Below are 22,160 nucleotides of genomic sequence, written 5' to 3'. Positions count from 1 at the left end.
TAATTATGCTTTACCCGAGCGAAGAAAAATTATATGCACCGATTGAATGGCAGGATTGCTCTGAAGGTTTTGAAGATATCCTCTATCATAAATCAGTCGATGGCATTGCAAAAATTACGATTAACCGCCCGCAAGTGCGTAATGCTTTCCGTCCTTTGACAGTGAAAGAGATGATCCAAGCATTAGCTGATGCACGCTATGATGACACTATTGGTACGATCATTTTAACAGGTGCGGGTGAGAAAGCATTCTGCGCTGGTGGTGACCAAAAAATTCGTGGTGACTACGGCGGATATCGTGATGAGAGCGGTACACATCATCTAAACGTGTTGGATTTCCAACGTCAAATCCGTACTTGTCCGAAACCTGTTGTAGCAATGGTAGCGGGTTATTCTATCGGTGGCGGTCATGTACTTCATATGATGTGTGACTTAACTATCGCTGCTGAAAACGCTATTTTTGGTCAAACTGGCCCTAAAGTAGGTTCTTTCGATGGTGGTTGGGGCGCATCTTATATGGCGCGTATTGTTGGTCAAAAGAAAGCACGCGAAATTTGGTTCTTATGTCGTCAATATGATGCAAAAGAAGCATTAGAAATGGGTTTAGTTAATACCGTTGTCCCTTATGCAGATCTTGAAAAAGAAACCGTGCGCTGGTGTCGTGAAATGTTGGAAAACAGTCCAATGGCATTACGTTGTTTGAAAGCCGCATTAAACGCAGACTGCGATGGTCAAGCGGGTCTTCAAGAATTAGCGGGTAATGCAACTATGCTGTTCTATATGACTGATGAAGGTCAAGAAGGCCGCAATGCCTTTAATGAAAAACGTCAACCTGATTTCACTCAATTTAAACGTAATCCATAATGCGAAACGCCAAACTCTATTCATTCAGCCTACCTGTAGATGCAGGCGTTGTTCTGCGCTATCAAAGGTTAAAAACGCGTGATGGTCTTCTTGTCTGTTTAGAGCAAAATGGCAAGCAAGGATGGGGTGAAATTTCACCTCTTCCTGAGTTTAGCCGTGAAACTTTAGAACAAGCACAAGAAGCTGCACAATCTTGGTTAACAGCTTGGTGTGCGGGTGAAAACCCAGTTCATAGTGAACTACCAAGTGTGGCTTTTGGTATTAGCTGTGCATTAGCAGAGCTTGATGAGACGTTGCCCCAAGACGCGAATTATCGTGCTGCACCTTTGTGTAATGGCGATCCTGATGATTTGATTTTAAGCCTTAATGATATGGAAGGTGAAAAGGTCGCTAAAATCAAAGTGGGCTTATATGAAGCTGTGCGTGATGGGATCGTCGTTAATCTGTTATTAGAAGCTATTCCTGACTTAAAACTCAGACTCGATGCCAATCGAAGTTGGACGCCGGCAAAAGCAGAAGGCTTTGCGAAGTATGTAAATCCTGCGTGGCGAGATCGCATTGCATTCTTAGAAGAGCCTTGTAAAACCCCAGAAGAGTCACTGGCTTTTTCTCAAGCAACAGGAATTAATATTGCTTGGGATGAAACTGTGCGTGATGACGGTTTTGAAGTAAAACCACAATCTGGTGTGACAACGATTGTTATCAAACCTACGCTAGTGGGGAGTCTTGAACGCTGTCAAATGCTTGTTGAACAAGCGCATGCGTTAGGACTAGATGCCATTATTAGTTCAAGCATTGAAAGTAGTTTTGGGCTCACTCAATTAGCAAGAATTGCACAATGGTTAACACCTAATAGCATTCCAGGACTCGATACTGTTGATTTAATTAAACAACAACTTATTCGTCCTTGGCCAAATGTGGATATTCCACTTATCTCTCTTGAACAGCTAGAGACAGTATGGCAACAGTAGTTCCATTTAAACAATGGCCGTGGCATCACTGGGCACAATTATACCCAAATGAAACGGCCATCATTTCAGGTGTTTCATCAATTACATGGCAACAGCTAAGTTGTCATATTAATCACTTAGCTGATAATTTTATGAAACAAGGGGTTGATACACAAAGCACCGTGTTGCTACGTGGAAAAAATCACCTCAATCTTGTTTTTGTATTACTCGCAGCTTTTCAATGTGGCGCTAAGGTTTTACCTTTAAATCCACAGCTTCCAAAATCTTTACTTGATGAATTATTACCTCACTTATGTATTGATTTTTATGCTGATTTGAGTGGCTCACCGCTAGATTTGAAAGTGACATTGCTTGATCTTAGCGGTATTGAGCTAGATAACACGCCACATCAATATAAAACTCAAAGAGTAAATGATGTCTTATGGGAACCATCTCGTATGGCAACACTTATTTTGACATCGGGATCATCAGGTTTACCCAAAGCGGCGGTACACACCTTTGATGCTCATCTTTGTAGTGCAATGGGTGTTTTGTCGTTAATGCCTTTGGAAAAAGGTGATAGCTGGTTACTTTCTTTGCCTCTTTTTCATGTATCAGGGCAAGGTATACTTTGGCGCTGGTTATTACGCGGAGCAACGCTGGTGGTACGTGAAATGCACCCATTTGTGGATGCATTGCAAGGTTGTACTCATGCCTCTTTAGTGCCCACACAACTATGGCGCTTCTTACAAAATAGAGCGCAGCAAGATAATCAACAATCTATTACCTTAAAATCTGTTTTATTAGGGGGAGCGATGATCCCTATTGAGCTAACGCAAGAAGCAGAACATTGGGGTATTCAATGCTGGTGTGGTTATGGCATGACGGAAATGGCATCGACGGTTTGTGCAAAGCGTGCTGATGGTAAAGCAGGGGTAGGGCTTCCGCTAAAAGGCAAAAATGTTAGGTTAGTCAATGATGAACTTCAGATAATGTCTGATAGCGTTGCTTTAGGTTATTGGTTTGATGGTAAATTAAAACCGTTATCACTTACAGCTGATGGATGGTATTCAACGCGAGACAAAGGCGGTTTTATTGCTGATGAATGGTGTGTTTTAGGGCGATTAGATAATCTTTTTTTTAGTGCAGGTGAAGGTATTCAGCCAGAAGATATTGAGAAAATACTCAATACACACCCTAATGTAAGCCAATCTTTTGTTGTTCCTATCGATGATATGGAGTTTGGACAACGGCCTGTTGCGGTTGTAGATACCGATCTTGAAACAATTAATCAGTTACCACAATGGTATCACTCTCAATTAGCCGGATTTCAACGTCCTGTTGCTTGTTTACAACTCCCAGAAAGTCTTAAAAATGGCGGAATTAAAATCTCTCGCAAGCAAGTGCAAGAGTGGGTGAAAACACAATTAGGGTAAGATATTATTCTTATCAGTAACATTTTATAGATAATATTGTTAGTCTAATCAACAATACCATTTATTAGATAAAGTAGTTGAATTATTTATATTTGTGTTTTTTTAAATATTATTAATCCAAAATTAGTTCAGTCGTTTGCGAGGAGTAAGAATGAGTTAACGTTGGGTTATGAAAATAATAAAACAATTATTAAGATGGTAACTACAAAAAATTCAAATACGCCTAGCTTGGTGATTAATATTTCAGGCCAATTTAGTTACGAAGAGCTTCTTTGTTAATAATAAAAAAATTAATTTAATGATAAAGAAAACCTCCTAATTACCAATTTATTAATAACTAGGAGGTTTGTTTTGCCGAGTTGCTCACAAGGCTTTTTATTATTTGTTACTTAGTGTCTTTTTTTGCTAACGCTTTTATTGCTTTTTCAACGCCTGCGCCATATTCAGGATGGACTTTCTTAAATAGGGCAATTTGACGTTTTTGTGTATCTTTACTTGCCTGTACTAATTCACCTGCGATACGAGCAAACATACGTTGATGCTCTTCATCACTCAGTAATTCATAAAGTGCACGAGGCTGACTGAAATAATCTTCATCTTCACGATGATTCCAGTGATCTGCTGCACCTTCAATAGATAATGGTGGTTCTTTAAAGTTAGGTTGTTCTTGGAACATGCCGCCATTATTTGGCTCGTAAGTAATACCACTACCACTATTACCATCAACGCGCATTGCACCATCACGATGATAATTATGGAATGGGCATTTCGGCGCATTCACTGGGATTTGGTGATGATTAACACCTAAACGATAACGGTGTGCATCACCATAAGAGAATAGGCGACCTTGTAACATCTTATCTGGTGAGAAACCAATACCAGGAACAATGTTAGCGGGGCTAAATGCCGCTTGCTCTACATCAGAGAAATAGTTTTCAGGGTTACGATTTAATTCGAAATAGCCTACATCGATTAATGGGTAATCAGCATGAGGCCAAACTTTAGTTAAATCAAAAGGATTATAAGGGACTTTTGACGCTTCTTTTTCTGGCATTACTTGGATTTGTAAATTCCAGCGAGGGAAATCACCACGTTCAATCGCATCAAATAAATCACGTTGTGAGCTTTCTCTATCTTTACCGACCAACGCTTCTGCTTCATCATCCATCAGGTTTTTAATGCCCTGCTGGCAACGGAAGTGAAATTTAACCCAAAAACGCTCATTATCTTTATTAATAAAGCTATAAGTATGGCTACCAAAACCATGAATAAAACGATAGCTTTGTGGTAAACCACGATCGCTCATATCAATGGTTAATTGGTGTAATGATTCTGGTAAATGAGAAAAGAAATCCCATTTGTATGCCATATTGCGTAGGTTAGTTTTAGGATCACGTTTTACAATGTGGTTTAAATCTGGAAATTTTAGAGCATCACGAAGGTAGAAAACAGGGGTGTTGTTACCCACCATATCCCAGTTACCTTCTTCAGTATAAAATTTTAACGCAAAACCACGAATATCACGTTCGGCGTCTGCGGCACCTCTTTCACCAGCCACTGTTGAGAAGCGGGCAAACATTTCTGTTTTTTTACCCACTTTAGAGAAAATTTTAGCACGAGTATATTTTGTAATATCGTGAGTGACTTTAAATGTACCAAAAGCACCAGAGCCTTTTGCGTGCATACGTCTTTCTGGGATAACTTCACGATCAAAGTGAGCTAGTTTTTCTAAAAACCAGACATCTTGAAGTAACATCGGACCACGAGGGCCTGCTGTCATCGAGTTATTATTGTCTACGACAGGTGCGCCTGACGCCGTTGTTAGCTTTTTCTTTTCCATCACATATCTCCAGTTTATGAAATAGTAAACGTTCTAAAAAAACAGCACGTGTGAATAAAACGAAGCGAACAGCCTTATACTTATTATGGTTAATATTGACTGTATTTCCACTTTAACAATATTGAACTCATTAATAAAACCAATTAGACCAATAACATTGATAGACGTAACTTATTTACATAGATTGATAATTCTACAGATTATCTTTCAATTTTGACTCAAGTTGTTTAATAAATTTATTGTATAGTTATATATTAGGACAATTATTTGCTGGGGTAATTACAATGAAAAAATATTTATTGGTCGGTGCGATAAGTGCGTTGTTTGTGGCTGGAAATGCCAATGCAGTATCAATGAATATTCAAGCAGGGAAACATTATACGGATGTTCGCGCCGGTTTAGGTGATCCTAATGCAGGCCTTTCTTTTAATGGAAACTGGGCACGTAGTGATCATGATGGTCAAGTAGGAAGCTTAGGTGCAAAATTTGCGCTACCTTTAGGGCCTTTTTCAGCAAGTGTTGGTGGTAAAGCACTCTATTTAGCGCCAAAAAATGGTGATGATGGTGCCGCTTTAGCGGGTGGTGTGGGACTTAATTGGAATGTTCTGCCGGCTTTAAGCTTATATGGTGAGGCTTATGCATCTCCTGAAGGATTAACCTCTGGTAGCAAATCTTATTATGAAGCTGATGTGGGTGCACAATTAACCGTCTTTAAACCATTGCATGTTAATGCTGGTTATCGTGTGATTGAAATCGAAAACTCACATAATAGAAGCAATAATAAATTAGCTGATGGTTTCTATGTGGGGGCAGGTTTAAGTTTCTAATCTAGACGCTATATCTGAATCAAAAAAAGCAGGTGTCTAAATCAGCACCTGCTTTTTATTGTCTATAATACAGCTGTATTAGAAAGGATATTAGCCAACTTGAGGTAATACATCAAAAGTGATGGCGACTTGAATACCAATAACCACCAGCCCACAAACAAATACAATACCTAATGCACCATTCCCACCTTTAACTTTGTATTTATCTGCACTATTTTGTTCTTGTCTGACTTTCCATACTAATAAAGCGGGTAGAAGTAACGCTAAAATTGACAGTGCAATAGCGGCATAAGCTAAAGCTTGTACAAAGTTAGGAAAATATAGTGCACATAATAAAGGGGGAATAAAGGTTAATAGGCTGGATTGCATACGTCCAGTCGCACGATTACTGCGCTTAAATAAATCCGCAAGATAATCAAATAGACCTAATGCAACACCCAGGAATGATGTAGCCAAAGCCAATGCAGCAAATAGGTTAACAGCAATATTTACGCGAGGTGTAGCAACAACATCACGAATCGCTGTTAGTAAACCATTTAATCCAGATTGTTGTGCCATAATTCCCATAAAAGTATTTGTTGGGATTGCGCCTAATGTGGCCATTTGCCATAAAATATAAGCAATGAGCGGAATAGCACTACCAGTAATAAAGATAATACGTAGCTTTTTAATATCGCCATTCATATAGCTGACGATACTTGGCACACTACCGTGGAAACCAAAAGAGGTGAAAATAACAGGAATAGCAGAAAGAATAAGCCCATACGCGACAGGCATTGAGGTTAAGTTTACTGATTCAACGTGAGGTAACATCACAATTAGCATAAATATGAGGAAGAAAACTTTTGCGGTAAACAATAGACGGTTAATCATATCAACCGATGTTGTGCCAATCCCGACTACAGCTCCGCCAATCACTGTAAAGATAATAATACCTTGTGTGACAGAGAGCTCATGACCAATCCAAGATGAAAGAGTGGCTGAAAGGAGTTCACCCGCACCACTAATATAAGCGGTGGTTAGCGCATACATTAATAACAATAGTGCAAGCCCTGTGATGACTTGACCGCCTATACCGAGATAGCGTTTTGCGATAGAACCAAGGCCAGTATGAGGGTCGTTGTATTGATAAACTTCCACCAGAAGTAATGCGGTATAACTCATCAATAACCATAAACCAACAAGCAATAGCATCATTGTGCTAAAGCCAATACCCACAGCAGCCAGTGGCATTGCCAGCATACCTGCCCCAATTGTTGTTCCTGCAACAATAAAAACACTGCCTATAGTGCGATTCTTCACAAGTTCCTCTATTCACTAGACTATTTATTTACTTAGAAATGCAGAGTATAAGAATGGTAAATTTCTGTCAAATTTTAATTACGTAGATCGTAATGATTTGTTTACAGACAAGGTATTGTGAATAAAAAAACGCCAATCATAAATATGAATTGGCGCTTTAAGAGAAAGATTTATCAGGGCGTTAATCGTCAAGTTCTACCATTCGTCTTATTTGATCACGATTAATTTGTTTGAGCTGTCCTGTTTCTGCATCTTTGTAGGTAATTAATCCAGTTGCTTCATCTTCTTGGGGTTTATCTGTCGTTAAAATTGTTTCCCCATTTACTGTTTCAATTTTTTGTGGGCTGGAACAGCCTGCAACGAGCAAAATTGATGTAGAAATAGCAATGACTGAGAAAAGAGACTTTAATTTCATAATGCTTTTCCTTTTTTTATTGTGTTAACTTAACCTTAGTAAAAGTTGAACAAGAGTGTTAGAAAAAAGCTTAAATTAAGATAATTCAAATTATTCAGAGTAAATTTCTATTTCAATATCACTGATGGGATGACAACTACAAGGTAAGATTTCATCAGGCTGGATAAATGCTAAAGGCTCGTTGCGATAACAAACTTTGCCTTTTACTAAACGTAGACGACAAGAGCCACAATAGCCTTCACGACATTGGTATTCGACTTGGACTTTCCCATGTTCTAATGCATCAAGCAAAGAAGGATGGGTGTCAGTATGAAATTCTAAAGGTTTTGAAAGACCCTGCTGATGCAGGGTCACTTTATGAGATGCCATAACGTATCGATGTTATTTCTCAGTATTACAATTCAAAGTTACTTAAGTCATCAGTATCAACTTGTGAATCGATTTGACCCACGAGGTAAGAACTGACTTCAACTTCTTGAGGCGCAACTTGAACGTTGTCAGACACTAACCATGCATTGATCCATGGAATAGGGTTAGAGCGTGCTTTAAATGGTAATTTAAGACCCACTGCTTGCATGCGAATATTAGTAATATATTCAACATATTGACAAAGGATATCTTTATTTAAACCAATCATTGAGCCTTCAGAGAATAGGTATTCAGCCCACTCTTTTTCTTGCTCGGCAGCTTCAACGAACAGGTCATAACACTCTTGCTCACATTCTTCTGCAATTTCTGCCATTTCAGGATCATCTTGACCTGAACGCAGTAAATTCAGCATGTGCTGTGTGCCTGTTAAGTGTAGTGCTTCGTCACGAGCAATAAGTCTAATGATTTTCGCATTACCTTCCATCAGTTCACGCTCAGCAAAGGCAAATGAACAGGCAAAGCTAACGTAGAAACGAATCGCTTCTAGTGCGTTAACGCTCATTAAACACAAATAAAGCTGTTTCTTTAATTTGCGTAATGTGACATGAACGGTTTTGCCTTTAACCTGATGGTCGCCTTCACCATACATGTGATAAAGGTTTGTCAGATTGATTAATTCATCATAATAAGAAGAAATATCACGCGCACGTTTTAAAATTTCTTCATTTTCAACGATATCATCAAACACAACTGACGGATCGTTAACAATATTACGAATAATATGAGTATAAGAGCGTGAGTGAATGGTTTCAGAGAATGACCATGTTTCAACCCATGTTTCTAACTCTGGGATTGAGATTAAAGGTAAGAATGCCACGTTAGGGCTTCTTCCTTGAATTGAATCCAACAGTGTTTGATATTTTAAATTGCTAATAAAAATATGTTTTTCATGATCAGGTAACGCATTGTAGTCAATACGATCACGAGAAACGTCCACTTCTTCTGGACGCCAGAAGAAGGAGAGCTGTTTTTCAATTAGCTTTTCAAAAATAGGGTATTTTTGCTGATCATAACGCGCTACGTTAACAGGTTGCCCAAAAAACATGGGCTCCTGAAGTTGATCATTTTTAACTTGTGAAAAAGTAGTATAAGACATAGCTTCCTCAATTAAATTTTACACGCGCCGCCTTCACAATCTGAATCTTCCGCCTCAACGACTTCTTCCAGATCACCCTGTACATCGTCTGCACCGTCGCGGGTATTGTGATAATAAAGTGTTTTCACACCATATTTGTAAGCGAGCAGCAAATCTTTCAGCAGTTGGTTCATTGGAACTTTACCGCTAGGGAAACGAGTAGGATCGTAGTTAGTGTTTGCTGAAATTGCTTGGTCAACGAATTTTTGCATGATGCCCACTAACTGCAAGTAACCTTCAATACTTGGCATTTGCCACAGTAATTCATAAGCGCCTTTCAAACGCTCATACTCAGGAACCACTTGACGTAAGATACCGTCTTTAGAGGCTTTAATACTGATATAACCACGTGGTGGTTCGATACCATTTGTTGCATTCGAAATCTGTGAAGAGGTTTCTGATGGCATCAGCGCAGACAGAGTTGAGTTACGTAAACCGTGCTCTTTAATGTCTTTGCGTAAACTTTCCCAATCGTAATGCAGTGGCTCTTTTGTCAATACATCCAATGATTTTTTATAGGTATCAATAGGTAAAATACCTTCAGCGTAAGTCGTTTCATTAAACCATGGACATGCGCCTTGTTCTTTCGCTAATTCATTAGATGCTTTTAATAAATAGTATTGAATTGCTTCAAATGCACGATGAGTTAAGTTATTTGCGCTACCATCAGAGTAGCGAACACCGTGTTTTGCTAAATAATAAGCAAAGTTAATAACACCAATACCTAAGGTGCGACGCCCCATTGCACCTTGTTTGGCCGCTAAGATTGGATAATCTTGATAATCTAACAGTGCATCCAATGAACGAACGGCTAAACGAGCCAGTTCTTCTAAATCATCAAGATTTTCAATTGCACCTAAGTTAAAGGCAGATAATGTACACAGTGCAATTTCACCATTAGGATCTTTAATATCATTTAATGGTTTAGTTGGCAGTGCAATTTCTAAGCATAAGTTTGATTGGCGAATGGGTGCAACAGCCGGATCAAATGGGCTATGTGTATTACAATGGTCAACATTTTGAATATAAATACGACCAGTTGAAGCGCGTTCTTGCATCATTAATGAGAATAGCTCAACCGCTTTAACTTGTTTTTGGCGGATGCTCTTATCTTTCTCATATTGTACATATAAACGTTCAAATTCATTTTGATCAGCAAAGAATGCATCATATAAACCAGGGACATCAGAAGGGCTGAATAAAGTAATATCCTGACCTTTGATTAAACGTTCGTACATTAATTTATTTAACTGAACACCGTAATCTAAATGGCGAACACGATTATCTTCAACCCCACGGTTATTTTTCAGTACCAGCAGGCTTTCAACTTCTAAATGCCATAATGGGTAGAATAAGGTTGCTGCACCACCACGGACACCGCCTTGCGAACAAGATTTTACCGCAGTTTGGAAGTGTTTATAGAACGGAATACAACCTGTGTGGAATGCTTCACCATTACGAATAGCACTACCTAATGCACGAATACGACCTGCATTAATACCAATACCCGCACGTTGAGAAACATATTTCACAATGGCACTTGATGTTGCATTGATAGAATCAAGGCTATCGTCGCACTCAATTAAAACACAAGAGCTAAATTGACGAGTTGGGGTTCTTACTCCAGCCATGATTGGTGTTGGTAATGAGATTTTAAAGGTTGAAATCGCATTATAGAAACGTTCGATATAGTCCATACGTGTTGCTTGTGGATAACGAGAGAACAAGCAAGCTGCAACTAAAACATATAAGAACTGTGCGCTTTCGTAAATTTCACCTGTAATACGGTTTTGAACGAAGTATTTACCTTCTAACTGTTTAACTGCCGCGTAGGAGAAATTCATATCACGTTGATGAACAATAAAATTATTCATCTGTTCGAACTCTTCTTGTGTGTAATCTTCTAGAAGATGGCGATCGTATTTGCCTAAATCGACTAATTTTTTAACGTGATCATACAGTTTTGGTGGCTCAAATTGGCCATACGCTTTTTTACGTAAATTAAATACGGCAAGACGGGCAGCGAGATACTGATAATCAGGTGTTTCACCAGAGATTAAGTCTGCAGCAGCTTTTACCAGCGTTTCATGGATATCAGCAGTTTTGATACCATCATAAAACTGAATCTGAGAACGTAATTCAACTTGAGATACTGAGACATTTTCTAGACCTTCAGCGGCCCAGGCGATAACACGGTGAATTTTGTCTAAGTCAATGCGTTCTTTATGACCATCACGTTTTGTGACAAGCAGGCTATGATTCATGAGCGATGCACCTTATCTTGCATTAGTGTTACCTGAAATTTTATACCGCAAAAAAACGCTCCCGATGACAAACTATGTCAAGGAGTCTTGTGGTGTGAAATTTAAGGAAACACAATATATAGGGGTTGGTTCAAATGGTGATAACAAGATAAAGGTAATTGAGAGATTGATCAAGTGTACAAATCTGATTGTTTCTGTGGATAAATAGGGGATAAATTTTTTAACAACTGCCCGTACCCTGCATAAATACAGGCAGTAAGAAACACAAATTCAAGTGGCAACGATGTAAAGTCAATTTTAAAAAATGTGATCGTTTGATGTTTTATTAGACCAAATCAAACTTTCAGTTTCACGAATTCGAGTTATATGTCGATTGTGTGTGCACCATATAATTCACATCGACATTGGGCGCTAATCTGAATTTGTCAGTGATCGGGTTATAATGTAAACCAATCATATTTTTGCTACGTAAATCAGTTTCATCGACCCAGCTAAGTAATTCTGACGGGCGAATAAACTTATTAGCATCATGTGTGCCTTTAGGTACCATATTCAGAATATATTCCGCACCTACGACCAGCATTAGCCACGCTTTTTTATTACGATTGATGGTTGAGAAGAAAACATGTCCACCTGGTTTTACCAGTTTTGCACAGGCTCTGACAACCGAAGATGGGTCAGGAACGTGTTCTAACATCTCCATACAAGTAACGACATCGTAAGTTTGTGGATTTTCATTCGCGTGGTTTTCAACGGTATCTTGAATGTAAGTGACGGGAATACCGGATTCCAGTGAGTGCAACCGTGCGACTTGTAACGGTTCTGTTCCCATATCAAGACCAGTCACTTCAGCGCCAACACATGCCATACTCTCAGACAAAATACCGCCACCACAACCGACATCTAAGACTTTTTTTCCAAATAGGCCGTCTGCGCGTTCTTGAATATAGTTGAGTCTTAGTGGGTTGATGCGGTGTAATGGCTTAAATTCACCTTCAAGATCCCACCACCGTGATGCGACGCTTTCAAACTTGTCGATTTCATGCTGATCCACGTTAGCATGTAAAGAGGTTGTTTTATCATTCATCAGAAAGTATTACTCCTATTTTCATATTGTCATGATTCTACCAACGTTAGACGGTGAAATCGAAGAGAATAGCGAAAGGAGTATTAATTTAGTTGTTTCCTTTTTCCAAAAATTGGCGATTTGTGGTATAGTTCTAAACCTTTGAATCCGTAGTATGAGGGACAGTGGCTCCATGAGCGACATTGCCAGAGAAATCACACCAGTTAATATCGAAGAAGAGCTGAAAAGCTCATATTTGGATTATGCGATGTCTGTTATTGTAGGACGCGCATTACCCGATGTTCGAGACGGACTGAAGCCAGTACACCGTCGAGTACTTTTCGCGATGAATGTACTAGGAAACGATTGGAATAAACCTTATAAAAAATCAGCCCGTGTTGTTGGGGATGTTATCGGTAAATATCACCCGCACGGTGACAGTGCTGTTTATGAAACGATTGTTCGTTTAGCACAGCCTTTTTCTATGCGTTACATGTTGGTTGACGGGCAGGGTAACTTCGGGTCAGTTGATGGTGACTCGGCGGCTGCAATGCGTTATACCGAAGTTCGTATGGCGAAAATCGCCCATGAACTGCTGGCGGATTTGGAAAAAGAAACGGTTGATTTTGTTCCTAACTATGATGGAACAGAACATATTCCGGCAGTAATGCCAACCCGTATTCCAAACTTGTTAGTCAATGGTTCTTCAGGGATTGCGGTAGGGATGGCAACAAACATTCCTCCACATAACCTAGGCGAAGTTATCGACGGTTGCCTTGCTTTCGTTGATAACGAAGACATCACGATTGAAGAGTTGATGGAACATATTACGGGGCCTGATTTCCCGACTGCCGCTATTATTAATGGCCGCAGAGGAATTTTAGATGCTTACCGTACTGGTCGCGGAAAAATTTATATCCGCGCTCAGGCTGATATCGAAACTGATGAGAAAACAGGTCGCGAAACGATTATCGTGACAGAAATTCCTTATCAGGTGAATAAAGCTCGCTTAATTGAAAAAATTGCAGAGCTTGTTAAAGATAAGCGTATTGAAGGTATTAGCGGATTACGTGACGAGTCTGATAAAGACGGTATGCGTATTGTCGTTGAAATCAAACGTGATGCTGTGGGGGAAGTGGTATTAAATCACTTATTCTCACAAACACAAATGCAGGTTTCTTTCGGTATTAATATGGTTGCGCTTCACCAAGGCCAGCCAAAATTATTAAATTTAAAAGAAATTATTTCTGCTTTTATTCGTCACCGTCGTGAAGTTGTTACTCGTCGTACTATTTACGAATTACGTAAAGCGCGTGACCGTGCTCATATCTTAGAAGCACTTGCTGTCGCTTTGGCGAACATTGACCCAGTTATTGAAATGATCCGTCAAGCACCAAATCCAGCAGAAGCGAAAGCGGCATTAATTGCACAACCATGGGATTTAGGTAGCGTTTCTACCATGCTAGAGCGTGCTGGCGATAGCAACGTTGCTCGCCCTGAATGGTTAGAGCCACAGTATGGTGTGCATGACGGTAAATACTATCTAACAGAGCAACAGGCTCAAGCTATTTTGGATCTGCGTTTGCAGAAACTGACAGGTCTTGAACATGAAAAACTGTTAGATGAATATCGTGATTTATTACTCCAAATTGCTGAGTTGTTACATATCTTAAGAAGCCCAGAGCGTTTGATGGAAGTCATTCGTGAAGAGCTAAATGCGATTAAAGATCAATATAACGATCCTCGTCGTACTGAGATCACTGAAAATACGGCTGATATTAATATTGAAGACTTGATCAATGAAGAAAATGTTGTTGTGACACTTTCTCATCAAGGTTACGTTAAATATCAACCGCTTACCGATTACGAAGCACAACGTCGTGGCGGTAAAGGTAAATCAGCAGCCAGAATTAAAGAAGAAGACTTTATCGATCGCCTACTGGTAGCTAACACCCATGATACGATTTTATGCTTCTCAAGCCGTGGTCGTCTCTACTGGATGAAAGTTTACCAGTTACCAGAAGCAAGTCGCGGTGCTCGTGGTCGTCCAATTATCAATTTGTTACCTCTTGAACAAAATGAACGTATTACCGCTATTTTGCCAGTAAGAGAGTATGAAGAAGGTAAATTTGTCTTTATGGCGACGGCAAGCGGAACGGTGAAGAAAACACCTTTGCAAGATTTCAGCCGCCCTCGTAGTGCAGGTATCATTGCTGTTAATTTAAATGAAGGCGATGAGTTAATCGGTGTTGATTTAACCGATAGCACTAATGAAGTTATGCTGTTCTCTGCGGAAGGTAAAGTGGTTCGCTTTGCAGAAGATTGTGTTCGCCCAATGGGTCGTACTGCGACAGGTGTTCGTGGTATGAAGCTGAGCGATGACGATAAAGTGGTGTCACTGATCATTCCTCGTGGTGAAGGTGATATCTTAACCGTAACTGAGAATGGTTATGGTAAACGTACTGCTCAAAGTGAATACCCAACGAAAAATCGTGCAACACAAGGCGTTATCTCTATTAAAGTGAGTGAGCGTAACGGTAAAGTTGTTGGTGCAATTCAAGTTGAAGAAACTGACCAAATCATGATGATCACCAATGCGGGTACATTAGTTCGTACACGTGTTTCTGAAGTCAGCATTGTTGGACGTAATACACAAGGTGTTACCTTAATTCGTACAACAGAAGGTGAGTTAGTTGTTGGTTTGCAACGTGTCGAAGATGAAGATGATGCACTAGATGACGATGAAGTTAATGAAGTTATTAACGAAGAGTTATCAGAGGCACCTGATTCAGATTTAGCAGATGATGCGGACGAAGAATAGTATTTATCATTATTGTGATGTATAAATAAAAGAAAGCAGGCATAATTGCCTGCTTTTTTTATGTGGTGAGATCCGTTTATCATCAGAAAAAATTATCCTGATGATAAAGATCATATCATTCAGACATACAGTAACTTCTGCTAGAATAGAATAAGTTTCTTGAGCGGTAGGAATATTGATTAGGGTGGTTGTTTGAGATATCTCTCGTCCTTTAAAACATCGTTAAAAATTTCCCGCTACCTTTTTCGTATATTAGGTATCATGTTGTGGGCGATGGGGGCATTGCTAACGATGTTTTACCTTATCAACATCTTCAATGATACTAAATCTGATATTCGGCAAGAATATAGTAATAACTACACTAATCTTCTTGGCTTCTTTAGGCAAACCTCCAGCACTATCCGTGATTTACAATACCTTGCAGAACGCCACCAAGAACAAATTAACTTAAACCCGAGTATGAAAAATTCATTATTTTATGAAGGGCCATTTTCACTTCATAAGCTTAATGAAACCGCAGATTGTGAATTATTTAAAGGGCAAACAGACAACTATTTCCGCTCATTTAATAGTATCTTATATTATTGGAAAGATAATACTCCGGCCTTACAAGGGATAAACCAAGTCTTTATGGTTGGTTCCCATAGCATGTGTATGATTAACTTCCCTTTGCGTGCATCCCCAGTTGATACTGAAATGTTGAAAAAGATGGTTTACGAAAATACCCGTAACTACATTAATCAACGAGCACAAGGTAAAGAAGTTAACCAATATTGGATTGTGCCAGATGCAAAAGGGGATAGTGGCATTTTATATGTTATGTCACCCGTTTATGCTTCAGGTAAATTTATTGGTCTGATTGGTATTGAAAGAGCTATTCGTCTTGAGTATTTTTCTCCTACCAAAGATAGAGTGATTTCAATTCATCTTCTTAATAATAGAAATACTACGGTTTTAAGCTATCCTGCAGAAAATACTTATCATTCGGTTAAACAAGTTCCTGATGTCAGCGCTCCTTATTTTGGTTTTGATGAAGACTTTAGTGATTTAGTTGCTAAGCGTAAATTATTGCCTTCGTCTTTTAGTGTGGTGTATTCATTACCACTCAAGCAAATTTTAAATGAATTTAAATTCACGATTTTTAATGCGCTGATCTTAAATATTATTTCAGCCATTATGATTTTTATTTTTGTGTGGATTTTTGAGAGAAAAATATTCTCCCCAGCCGAAAATAATGCTTCTCGCCTAGAAGAACACGAGCAATTTAACCATAAGATTGTGGCATCAGCGCCGGTTGGGATCAGTATTCTCAGAATACGTGATGGCATGATCATTTTAAGTAACGAGCTGGCACATAACTATTTTCGTTTACTTAGCCATAGCGATAAACAAAATATTCTCTCTATTATTGCTGAGAAAAGTAGCAATATGGTCGATGTAGTGACCAACAATCGTAATCATTTGCAAATAAGCTTTGTTAATTCACGTTATCAAAATGAAGATGTGGCTATCTGTGTTTTAGTGGATATCAGCTCACGGGTTAAAATGGAGCGTTCACTACAAAATATGGCAACAGCTGCGGAACAAGCTAACCAAGCTAAATCGATGTTTTTGGCAACAGTCAGCCATGAATTACGAACGCCACTTTATGGCATTATTGGTAATTTAGAGTTATTGCAGTCTCTTACACAAAGTGATGATACCGCTCGATTGCTAAAAACGATGGATAACTCTTCATCATTATTACTAAAAATTATTAGTGATATCCTCGATTTTTCGAAAATTGAATCTAAACAGTTAAAAATTGATATTAAGCCATTTAATTGTCGCCAAGTGCTCTCTTTTGTTATCTCTAACTATTTACCTTTGATTGCGAAAAAAGGCTTGGCTATTTACTGTTTTATCGAACCTGATGTACCTAAAATTGTAAATAGTGATCCTGTTCGTGTACAACAAGTTATCTCTAATTTATTGAATAACAGCATTAAATTTACCACGACCGGATGTATTACCTTGCATCTTTATAAAGATGATTATTATCTCTATTTTGATATTCATGATACAGGACGAGGGATCAGTGACAAAGCATTGCATGAGCTTTTTGAACCATTCTTCCAAGTGTCCCAGAATACAGAAAGTGCATCAGAGGGAACAGGGTTAGGTTTAGCCATATGTGAAAAGTTGATCAACTTGATGGATGGCGATATCAGCGTTGTTTCCCAAGAAAATATTGGTAGTCGCTTTACGATCCGTATACCTCTTTATGGTGCCTTAGATGGAATAGATCCTAATTCTAAACAGAATATTTATAAAGAAAGTAATGTTCGTTGTTTTATTGATATTAAAAATCTTTATTTAGAAGGCTTTATTGGTCGATATCTTCGTTACTTTGGTTTGAGTTGTGAATTGCTTACCGAAGAGGAGGTGATATCTCCAACCGATTTTATTATCACTGATTACGATGTACCAAGAAAAGATAACTGCCAATTTATTAGGATTAATGCGCATTACTTTGAACCATTGAAGAAAACAGCTGAAAACGTATGGGTATGTAGTACTTATAAGCTAAACGATTTAACAAAAATAATAATGCAATTGCCACAAAGTAAAGTGGAAGCAAATTGTGTGGAGATCGTGAAGCAAGATCAAGATACGGATTGTCGCTTACAAACTTTAACTATCCTTATTGTCGATGATCATCCAATAAACCGCTTATTGTTGACCGATCAATTGAAAAAAATCGGCTTTAATACAGCAACAGCAGAAGATGGCTGTGATGCATTAACATATTTAGCTAAAAATCATGTTGATATCGTTCTGACGGATGTCAATATGCCAAACATGAATGGTTATCAGTTGGCAACACATATAAGAGAAATGGGCAGTAATATGCCTGTGATAGGTGTGACAGCGAATGCAATAGCCGAAGAGAAGCAACGCTGTATTGCTGCAGGAATGAATGATTGTGTATCTAAACCTGTTTCGCTCTCTATTTTAAGAGAAGTATTGGTGAAGTATATCTCTAAAGAATAATTCTAGATAGTGAACGATAAAACAAGTAAAAAGACAAAGACTAATTTATTAGTCTTTGTCTTTTTTTAAGCTTCTAGAAGGTAAAATAACGTAATCACAAAGCATTTTGATAGATAAAATGAAACAAAGAGTAGTAATAATATAAGTTGATTAAAAGGAGAGTGAGAGCATCTCTGTAATAGTCTGTAAGCTCAAAACCTAGTAAAGGTATGAAAATATAAGCTATACAGCTTATAAGGTACTCTTTGAATGGAAAGTATTTGCAAGAAAAGATCGATAAGTGCAAAGAGAATGAGGAATAAGGAGTAAAAAAAACAGAGAAGCTCCTACAACGGGTTGAGCTTCCTGATTTTATCGGTTCGACTAAGGTAACTACGGTGAAATTAATCTGGGCCGTTAATTTCCTTATCAATAGTCACTGATGACAAGTAATTAAGTAATGCGATATCGTTATCGACACCTAATTTCATCATGGCTGATTTTTTCTGACTACTAATCGTTTTAATACTACGATTGAGTTTTTTGGCGATTTCGGTCACAAGGAAGCCTTCAGCAAATAATCTTAGGACTTCACTTTCTTTAGGTGATAAACGTTTATCGCCATAACCATTCGCATTGACTTTTTCAAGTAGCTTCGCAACACTTTCAGGCATAAATTTCTTGCCTTTTTGTAGCGCAGCCAATGCTTTTGGCAGATCAGTTGGAGCGCCTTGCTTAAGCACAATACCTTCAATTTCAAGATCAAGGACTGCGCTCAAAATAGCAGGGTTGTTATTCATTGTTAGTACAATAATCGACAAATTAGGATAATGTCTTTTAATGTACTTAATGAGTGTAATACCATCACCATACTTATCGCCAGGCATAGATAAGTCAGTAATTAAAGCATCCACATTTAACTTAGGTAAGTTATTGATAAGTGAAGTTGAATCCTCAAATTCACCTACAACATTGACCCATTCAATTTGTTCTAAAGATTTACGAATACCGAATAAAACGATTGGGTGATCATCGGCAATAATAATATTAAGGTTATTCATGTTTAATTGTTACCTTGCTGCAGCAACTGTTGAATCCATTTATCCAGTTGAGTGATACGTTCTTTGATCTCTAATTCATTATGATTTTTTATGTCATGCTCTAAATATTCACAGCTTTCTCTGAGATATTCTAAATCTAACATGGCAAAAACACCTTTTAGACGATGAGTTGTCTGGGCTAGAGAATGAAAGTCTTTATTTGTTGCTTCTAAGTGTAGTTTTTCAACATCAATAGGAACAGTACTGATAAATAGTTCCTTATAATCACTACCATTCAACTTCTTCCTGTAATTATTAAGAATTACTTCGTATTTATCAAGGTTATTATTTTCATCCCAAATACTCTCGTTAGTTGTATCTGGGGAGAATGACTCATTTTCTTCAATTAAATAAGTAATAGCCTCTATTAAAGGGTCACCGAAGTTATAGTTACACTTTATTAAATCTTTTGATATTTTTTCGAAACCAACAATAGAGCTCATTAATAATATTGTTGGAGATTCAGGATTATCATTCGGTGTATCCCTAAGTATGATATCGTATTCAGGATAAAGATTCTCTCTATTTTTATCAAAGTATGTAGCGCCATATTTATCAAGCTGTTGGCAGATGATTTTTTCTATTTCAGGGTTTTTTATAGCGAGTTTTGCGTTTATCCCCTCCAATAATACGTTAAAAGTCCGTTCTTCTGTATCTATATGCTGGTATGGGAGGGCAATTCGAAAATGAGAACCAATACTTTCTTGGCTCTTAATAGTTAATTCTCCTTGTATTTTATTACATAGCAAGTGGCATAAATAAAAAATGATACCTGAATTAGAATAATATTTGTCTCCCATTGCTTGGCCTAAGAATGGGTATTTTATATTAGCAATATCTTGAGGTGTAAGCCCGCTTCCACTGTCAATAATATCAATAAGTATTTCTTCTTTATTTTTATCTTTATCTTTAACTAAATTCAGATTAACGGTTATCTTTCCATAATTAGTCGTACTAATGGCATAATTAATCAATGATAAAATAATCTTACTTAAAGCAGGGCCATCGTTAATTAAAAGTAAGCCCGGTCTTATATTATTGTGGAAATAAAGTGTTAGACCTTTTCTTATCATAAAAGGTGATGCTGTTATCAGAATAGATTCAACTAATGTTGATAGTTCAAATTCATCCTTATGTATTTTCCATTCTTGATTTTCTAACTTATTAATTAATGTAATGTTTTCTATCCACTCAGAAATGTAATTTGTTTTCTCTAATAATAAACTAAGCAATTGTTGATGAGTGTCTTCGGGTAATAAGTCTTTGAATTGATAAACCATCTCATTTATATCTTTAATGGGACGCATTAATTCTAATGACATATTAGATAAGATCTTGCGTCGAGCGATGGTATTTTTCTCATATTCTTGTTGTGCAAGTTGCAATTTTTTGTTGATAAGAGCTTCGTTATCTTTATTCAGAAATATGAATAATGATGTATTGTCAATATTGTTATTATTACTTGTTCTTATTTCATAAATTTCGTTGTTGATAGCCGTTTGGATTAAACCATTGTGCTCAACTGCCATTTGGCGGATCTTAGATAAATCGATATGAGGCAGTAATTTTTCCGCATGGCTGTTGCTAATAATCTTATGATTAGAGGAAAAATTATAGACTAATAATCCTATAGGAAGGTTTGAAATGATGTCGTTAGTCATCTCTTCTTTGATCCGTAGATTACGTGTCATAGAGATATAAGGATAAACGTACTTATTACGGATATAGATATGGCCAAAAACGGAGATAGAAACAAATACCAGTAAGCTGATTAATAACCAAATATTTTTGTAGACAATTTCTTTGATCATCGACTTTAGTGGGTATTCATAAGAGAGTGAATAGGGGATCCCAATAATTGGTTGAGAAAAAATCAGTGAAGAGCCATCGGTTGATATTTCAATGTCATTCTTATCATAGACCGATTGCTGACCTGTTGGCAGTAATCTTAAGTAGTGTGGAGATAACTCTGAAGGTAAAAAATTATTGATAGGCAAATCAAACGCCACTACGCTGGTTAACTGACCTGGCACATTAAACATAATACGATAGGTATAGTAATAAATGTTTTCTGTAGACATCTTCCTAATAGGAGAAAGGCTCTCTTTTTCATCTAATGCTGTTGATTGCATCAATAACTCAGACCGCTTATTTTCAGCTGTTAATGTCAAATAGCTTTCTTTGTAACGGATCTCTGGCTTAAGCACAGAATGGGTCGTAATTAAGATAAGATCATTCCCTTTACCATTTAGATAATAAAGAGAACTGTAATCATTACGTACACCCCAAAGAATTTCGAGTGAATTCGCGAATCGTTGTGCTAACTGAAAGGTTTGCTCATTGGGTTTACCAAATATAATGGAATCTACGGTTTGGTCTCGACCTTCAAGCCAAAATACATCAGAACGTAATTTTATTGGATTAAGTCGCAATACAGGGAATATTGAGGTATCAGCTATTTTATTTGATAACTGGAAAAGCTGATTGGAGTGGTAACGATAATCTTCAACTTGGCGAGCGAATTTATGAGTTGTATTGTTTATCGCGTTTTTTTTGCTATCTAGCCAAGTGTCAAAATAACTGTAAGCATAGAGAAAAAGCGATATGACCATAAAAAGAAGAAATAGGGCATATAGACGAGTTAGTGTATTTGGCTTGAGTTGGTTCAATGTACGCATTCAGTTTGCGAGCCCTTAAGAG

The 22,160-nt window shown here is 37.8% G+C and carries 16 protein-coding genes; 7 read left to right on the top strand and 9 right to left on the bottom strand.

Annotation, left to right across the window (positions count from 1 at the left end; all coding sequences use genetic code 11):
• Nucleotides 1-5: 5 nt before the first annotated feature.
• The 3 genes from menB to menE are packed head-to-tail and all read left to right on the top strand — an operon-like array spanning nt 6 to nt 3,249.
• Nucleotides 6-863 carry a 1,4-dihydroxy-2-naphthoyl-CoA synthase gene (gene menB / locus QSH13_RS06940; protein WP_286038971.1) on the top strand — a complete coding sequence of 286 codons (858 nt, stop codon included), beginning with the start codon at nt 6-8 and terminating at the stop codon, nt 861-863.
• Nucleotides 863-1,834 carry an o-succinylbenzoate synthase gene (gene menC / locus QSH13_RS06935; protein ID WP_286038970.1) on the top strand — a complete coding sequence of 324 codons (972 nt, stop codon included), beginning with the start codon at nt 863-865 and terminating at the stop codon, nt 1,832-1,834. Before menB ends, menC begins: the two co-directional genes overlap by 1 nt.
• The gene (menE, locus tag QSH13_RS06930) at nt 1,822-3,249 is read left to right on the top strand and encodes an o-succinylbenzoate--CoA ligase (protein WP_286038969.1); all 1,428 of its coding nucleotides are present in this window, start codon (nt 1,822-1,824) and stop codon (nt 3,247-3,249) included. The genes menC and menE overlap by 13 nt, the downstream gene beginning before the upstream one ends.
• Before the next feature lie 385 nt (nt 3,250-3,634).
• Here menE and QSH13_RS06925 read toward each other — a convergent pair whose 3' ends face one another.
• A complete protein-coding gene (locus QSH13_RS06925) occupies nt 3,635-5,089 on the bottom strand; it encodes a catalase (RefSeq protein WP_109395795.1) in 1,455 nt (484 codons plus the stop codon).
• 284 nt (nt 5,090-5,373) lie between these two features.
• Here QSH13_RS06925 and QSH13_RS06920 point away from each other — a divergent pair, with 284 nt between their 5' ends.
• A complete protein-coding gene (locus QSH13_RS06920) occupies nt 5,374-5,916 on the top strand; it encodes a YfaZ family outer membrane protein (RefSeq protein WP_109395796.1) in 543 nt (180 codons plus the stop codon).
• Nucleotides 5,917-6,006: 90 nt separating this feature from the next.
• Here QSH13_RS06920 and tyrP read toward each other — a convergent pair whose 3' ends face one another.
• The 5 genes from tyrP to nrdA form a co-directional block, all read right to left on the bottom strand.
• Nucleotides 6,007-7,218, bottom strand: coding sequence for a tyrosine transporter TyrP (gene tyrP, locus QSH13_RS06915; protein WP_109406711.1), 1,212 nt, complete (start codon nt 7,216-7,218; stop codon nt 6,007-6,009).
• A 181-nt stretch (nt 7,219-7,399) separates the two neighbouring features.
• Complete coding sequence (locus QSH13_RS06910) at nt 7,400-7,633, bottom strand: YgdI/YgdR family lipoprotein (protein WP_109395798.1); 234 nt, start codon at nt 7,631-7,633, stop codon at nt 7,400-7,402.
• Nucleotides 7,634-7,723: 90 nt separating this feature from the next.
• Nucleotides 7,724-8,002: a class I ribonucleotide reductase maintenance protein YfaE gene (gene yfaE, locus QSH13_RS06905; protein WP_075670674.1), complete on the bottom strand. Its 279-nt coding sequence runs from the start codon at nt 8,000-8,002 to the stop codon at nt 7,724-7,726.
• Nucleotides 8,003-8,027: 25 nt separating this feature from the next.
• A complete protein-coding gene (nrdB, locus tag QSH13_RS06900) occupies nt 8,028-9,158 on the bottom strand; it encodes a class Ia ribonucleoside-diphosphate reductase subunit beta (protein ID WP_109395799.1) in 1,131 nt (376 codons plus the stop codon).
• 11 nt (nt 9,159-9,169) lie between these two features.
• Nucleotides 9,170-11,461, bottom strand: coding sequence for a class 1a ribonucleoside-diphosphate reductase subunit alpha (gene nrdA, locus QSH13_RS06895; RefSeq protein ID WP_196544186.1), 2,292 nt, complete (start codon nt 11,459-11,461; stop codon nt 9,170-9,172).
• On the opposite strand from nrdA, the gene QSH13_RS06890 reads away from it, so the two are divergent.
• Nucleotides 11,460-11,669 carry a hypothetical protein gene (locus tag QSH13_RS06890; RefSeq protein WP_109395801.1) on the top strand — a complete coding sequence of 70 codons (210 nt, stop codon included), beginning with the start codon at nt 11,460-11,462 and terminating at the stop codon, nt 11,667-11,669. The two genes, nrdA and QSH13_RS06890, sit on opposite strands and share 2 nt — an antisense overlap.
• Before the next feature lie 141 nt (nt 11,670-11,810).
• Here the strand turns inward: QSH13_RS06890 and ubiG are convergent, their stop codons facing one another.
• The gene (ubiG, locus tag QSH13_RS06885; RefSeq protein ID WP_109395802.1) at nt 11,811-12,548 is read right to left on the bottom strand and encodes a bifunctional 2-polyprenyl-6-hydroxyphenol methylase/3-demethylubiquinol 3-O-methyltransferase UbiG; all 738 of its coding nucleotides are present in this window, start codon (nt 12,546-12,548) and stop codon (nt 11,811-11,813) included.
• A 172-nt stretch (nt 12,549-12,720) separates the two neighbouring features.
• Between ubiG and gyrA the strand changes: the two genes are divergently transcribed.
• Both gyrA and rcsC read left to right on the top strand, forming a co-directional pair.
• The gene (gene gyrA / locus QSH13_RS06880) at nt 12,721-15,348 is read left to right on the top strand and encodes a DNA topoisomerase (ATP-hydrolyzing) subunit A (protein ID WP_109395803.1); all 2,628 of its coding nucleotides are present in this window, start codon (nt 12,721-12,723) and stop codon (nt 15,346-15,348) included.
• Between the two features lie 192 nt (nt 15,349-15,540).
• Complete coding sequence (gene rcsC / locus QSH13_RS06875) at nt 15,541-18,381, top strand: two-component system sensor histidine kinase RcsC (protein WP_185900995.1); 2,841 nt, start codon at nt 15,541-15,543, stop codon at nt 18,379-18,381.
• A gap of 383 nt (nt 18,382-18,764) precedes the next feature.
• Here rcsC and rcsB read toward each other — a convergent pair whose 3' ends face one another.
• On the bottom strand, nt 18,765-19,421 hold the full coding sequence (gene rcsB, locus QSH13_RS06870) for a response regulator transcription factor RcsB (RefSeq protein WP_006533269.1): 657 nt from the start codon (nt 19,419-19,421) through the stop codon (nt 18,765-18,767).
• 2 nt (nt 19,422-19,423) lie between these two features.
• Complete coding sequence (rcsD, locus tag QSH13_RS06865; RefSeq protein ID WP_109395805.1) at nt 19,424-22,138, bottom strand: phosphotransferase RcsD; 2,715 nt, start codon at nt 22,136-22,138, stop codon at nt 19,424-19,426.
• Nucleotides 22,139-22,160 lie beyond the last annotated feature (22 nt).

This window comes from Proteus faecis, assembly GCF_030286765.1.
GTDB lineage: Bacteria > Pseudomonadota > Gammaproteobacteria > Enterobacterales > Enterobacteriaceae > Proteus > Proteus faecis.
Note: the sequence above shows the minus strand (reverse complement) of the source record. Positions and strands in the feature narration are given on the sequence as shown.

What these genes read in the sequence shown, in the direction of transcription:
- nrdB (WP_109395799.1), bottom strand. Translation starts at nt 9,158, where the DNA reads ATGTCTTATACTACTTTTTCACAAGTTAAAAATGATCAACTTCAGGAG.
- nrdA (WP_196544186.1), bottom strand. Translation starts at nt 11,461, where the DNA reads ATGAATCATAGCCTGCTTGTCACAAAACGTGATGGTCATAAAGAACGC.
- ubiG (WP_109395802.1), bottom strand. Translation starts at nt 12,548, where the DNA reads ATGAATGATAAAACAACCTCTTTACATGCTAACGTGGATCAGCATGAA.
- QSH13_RS06925 (WP_109395795.1), bottom strand. Translation starts at nt 5,089, where the DNA reads ATGGAAAAGAAAAAGCTAACAACGGCGTCAGGCGCACCTGTCGTAGAC.
- rcsB (WP_006533269.1), bottom strand. Translation starts at nt 19,421, where the DNA reads ATGAATAACCTTAATATTATTATTGCCGATGATCACCCAATCGTTTTA.
- rcsD (WP_109395805.1), bottom strand. Translation starts at nt 22,138, where the DNA reads ATGCGTACATTGAACCAACTCAAGCCAAATACACTAACTCGTCTATAT.
- gyrA (WP_109395803.1), top strand. Translation starts at nt 12,721, where the DNA reads ATGAGCGACATTGCCAGAGAAATCACACCAGTTAATATCGAAGAAGAG.
- menC (WP_286038970.1), top strand. Translation starts at nt 863, where the DNA reads ATGCGAAACGCCAAACTCTATTCATTCAGCCTACCTGTAGATGCAGGC.
- QSH13_RS06890 (WP_109395801.1), top strand. Translation starts at nt 11,460, where the DNA reads ATGAGCGATGCACCTTATCTTGCATTAGTGTTACCTGAAATTTTATAC.
- QSH13_RS06910 (WP_109395798.1), bottom strand. Translation starts at nt 7,633, where the DNA reads ATGAAATTAAAGTCTCTTTTCTCAGTCATTGCTATTTCTACATCAATT.
- menE (WP_286038969.1), top strand. Translation starts at nt 1,822, where the DNA reads ATGGCAACAGTAGTTCCATTTAAACAATGGCCGTGGCATCACTGGGCA.
- QSH13_RS06920 (WP_109395796.1), top strand. Translation starts at nt 5,374, where the DNA reads ATGAAAAAATATTTATTGGTCGGTGCGATAAGTGCGTTGTTTGTGGCT.
- menB (WP_286038971.1), top strand. Translation starts at nt 6, where the DNA reads ATGCTTTACCCGAGCGAAGAAAAATTATATGCACCGATTGAATGGCAG.
- yfaE (WP_075670674.1), bottom strand. Translation starts at nt 8,002, where the DNA reads ATGGCATCTCATAAAGTGACCCTGCATCAGCAGGGTCTTTCAAAACCT.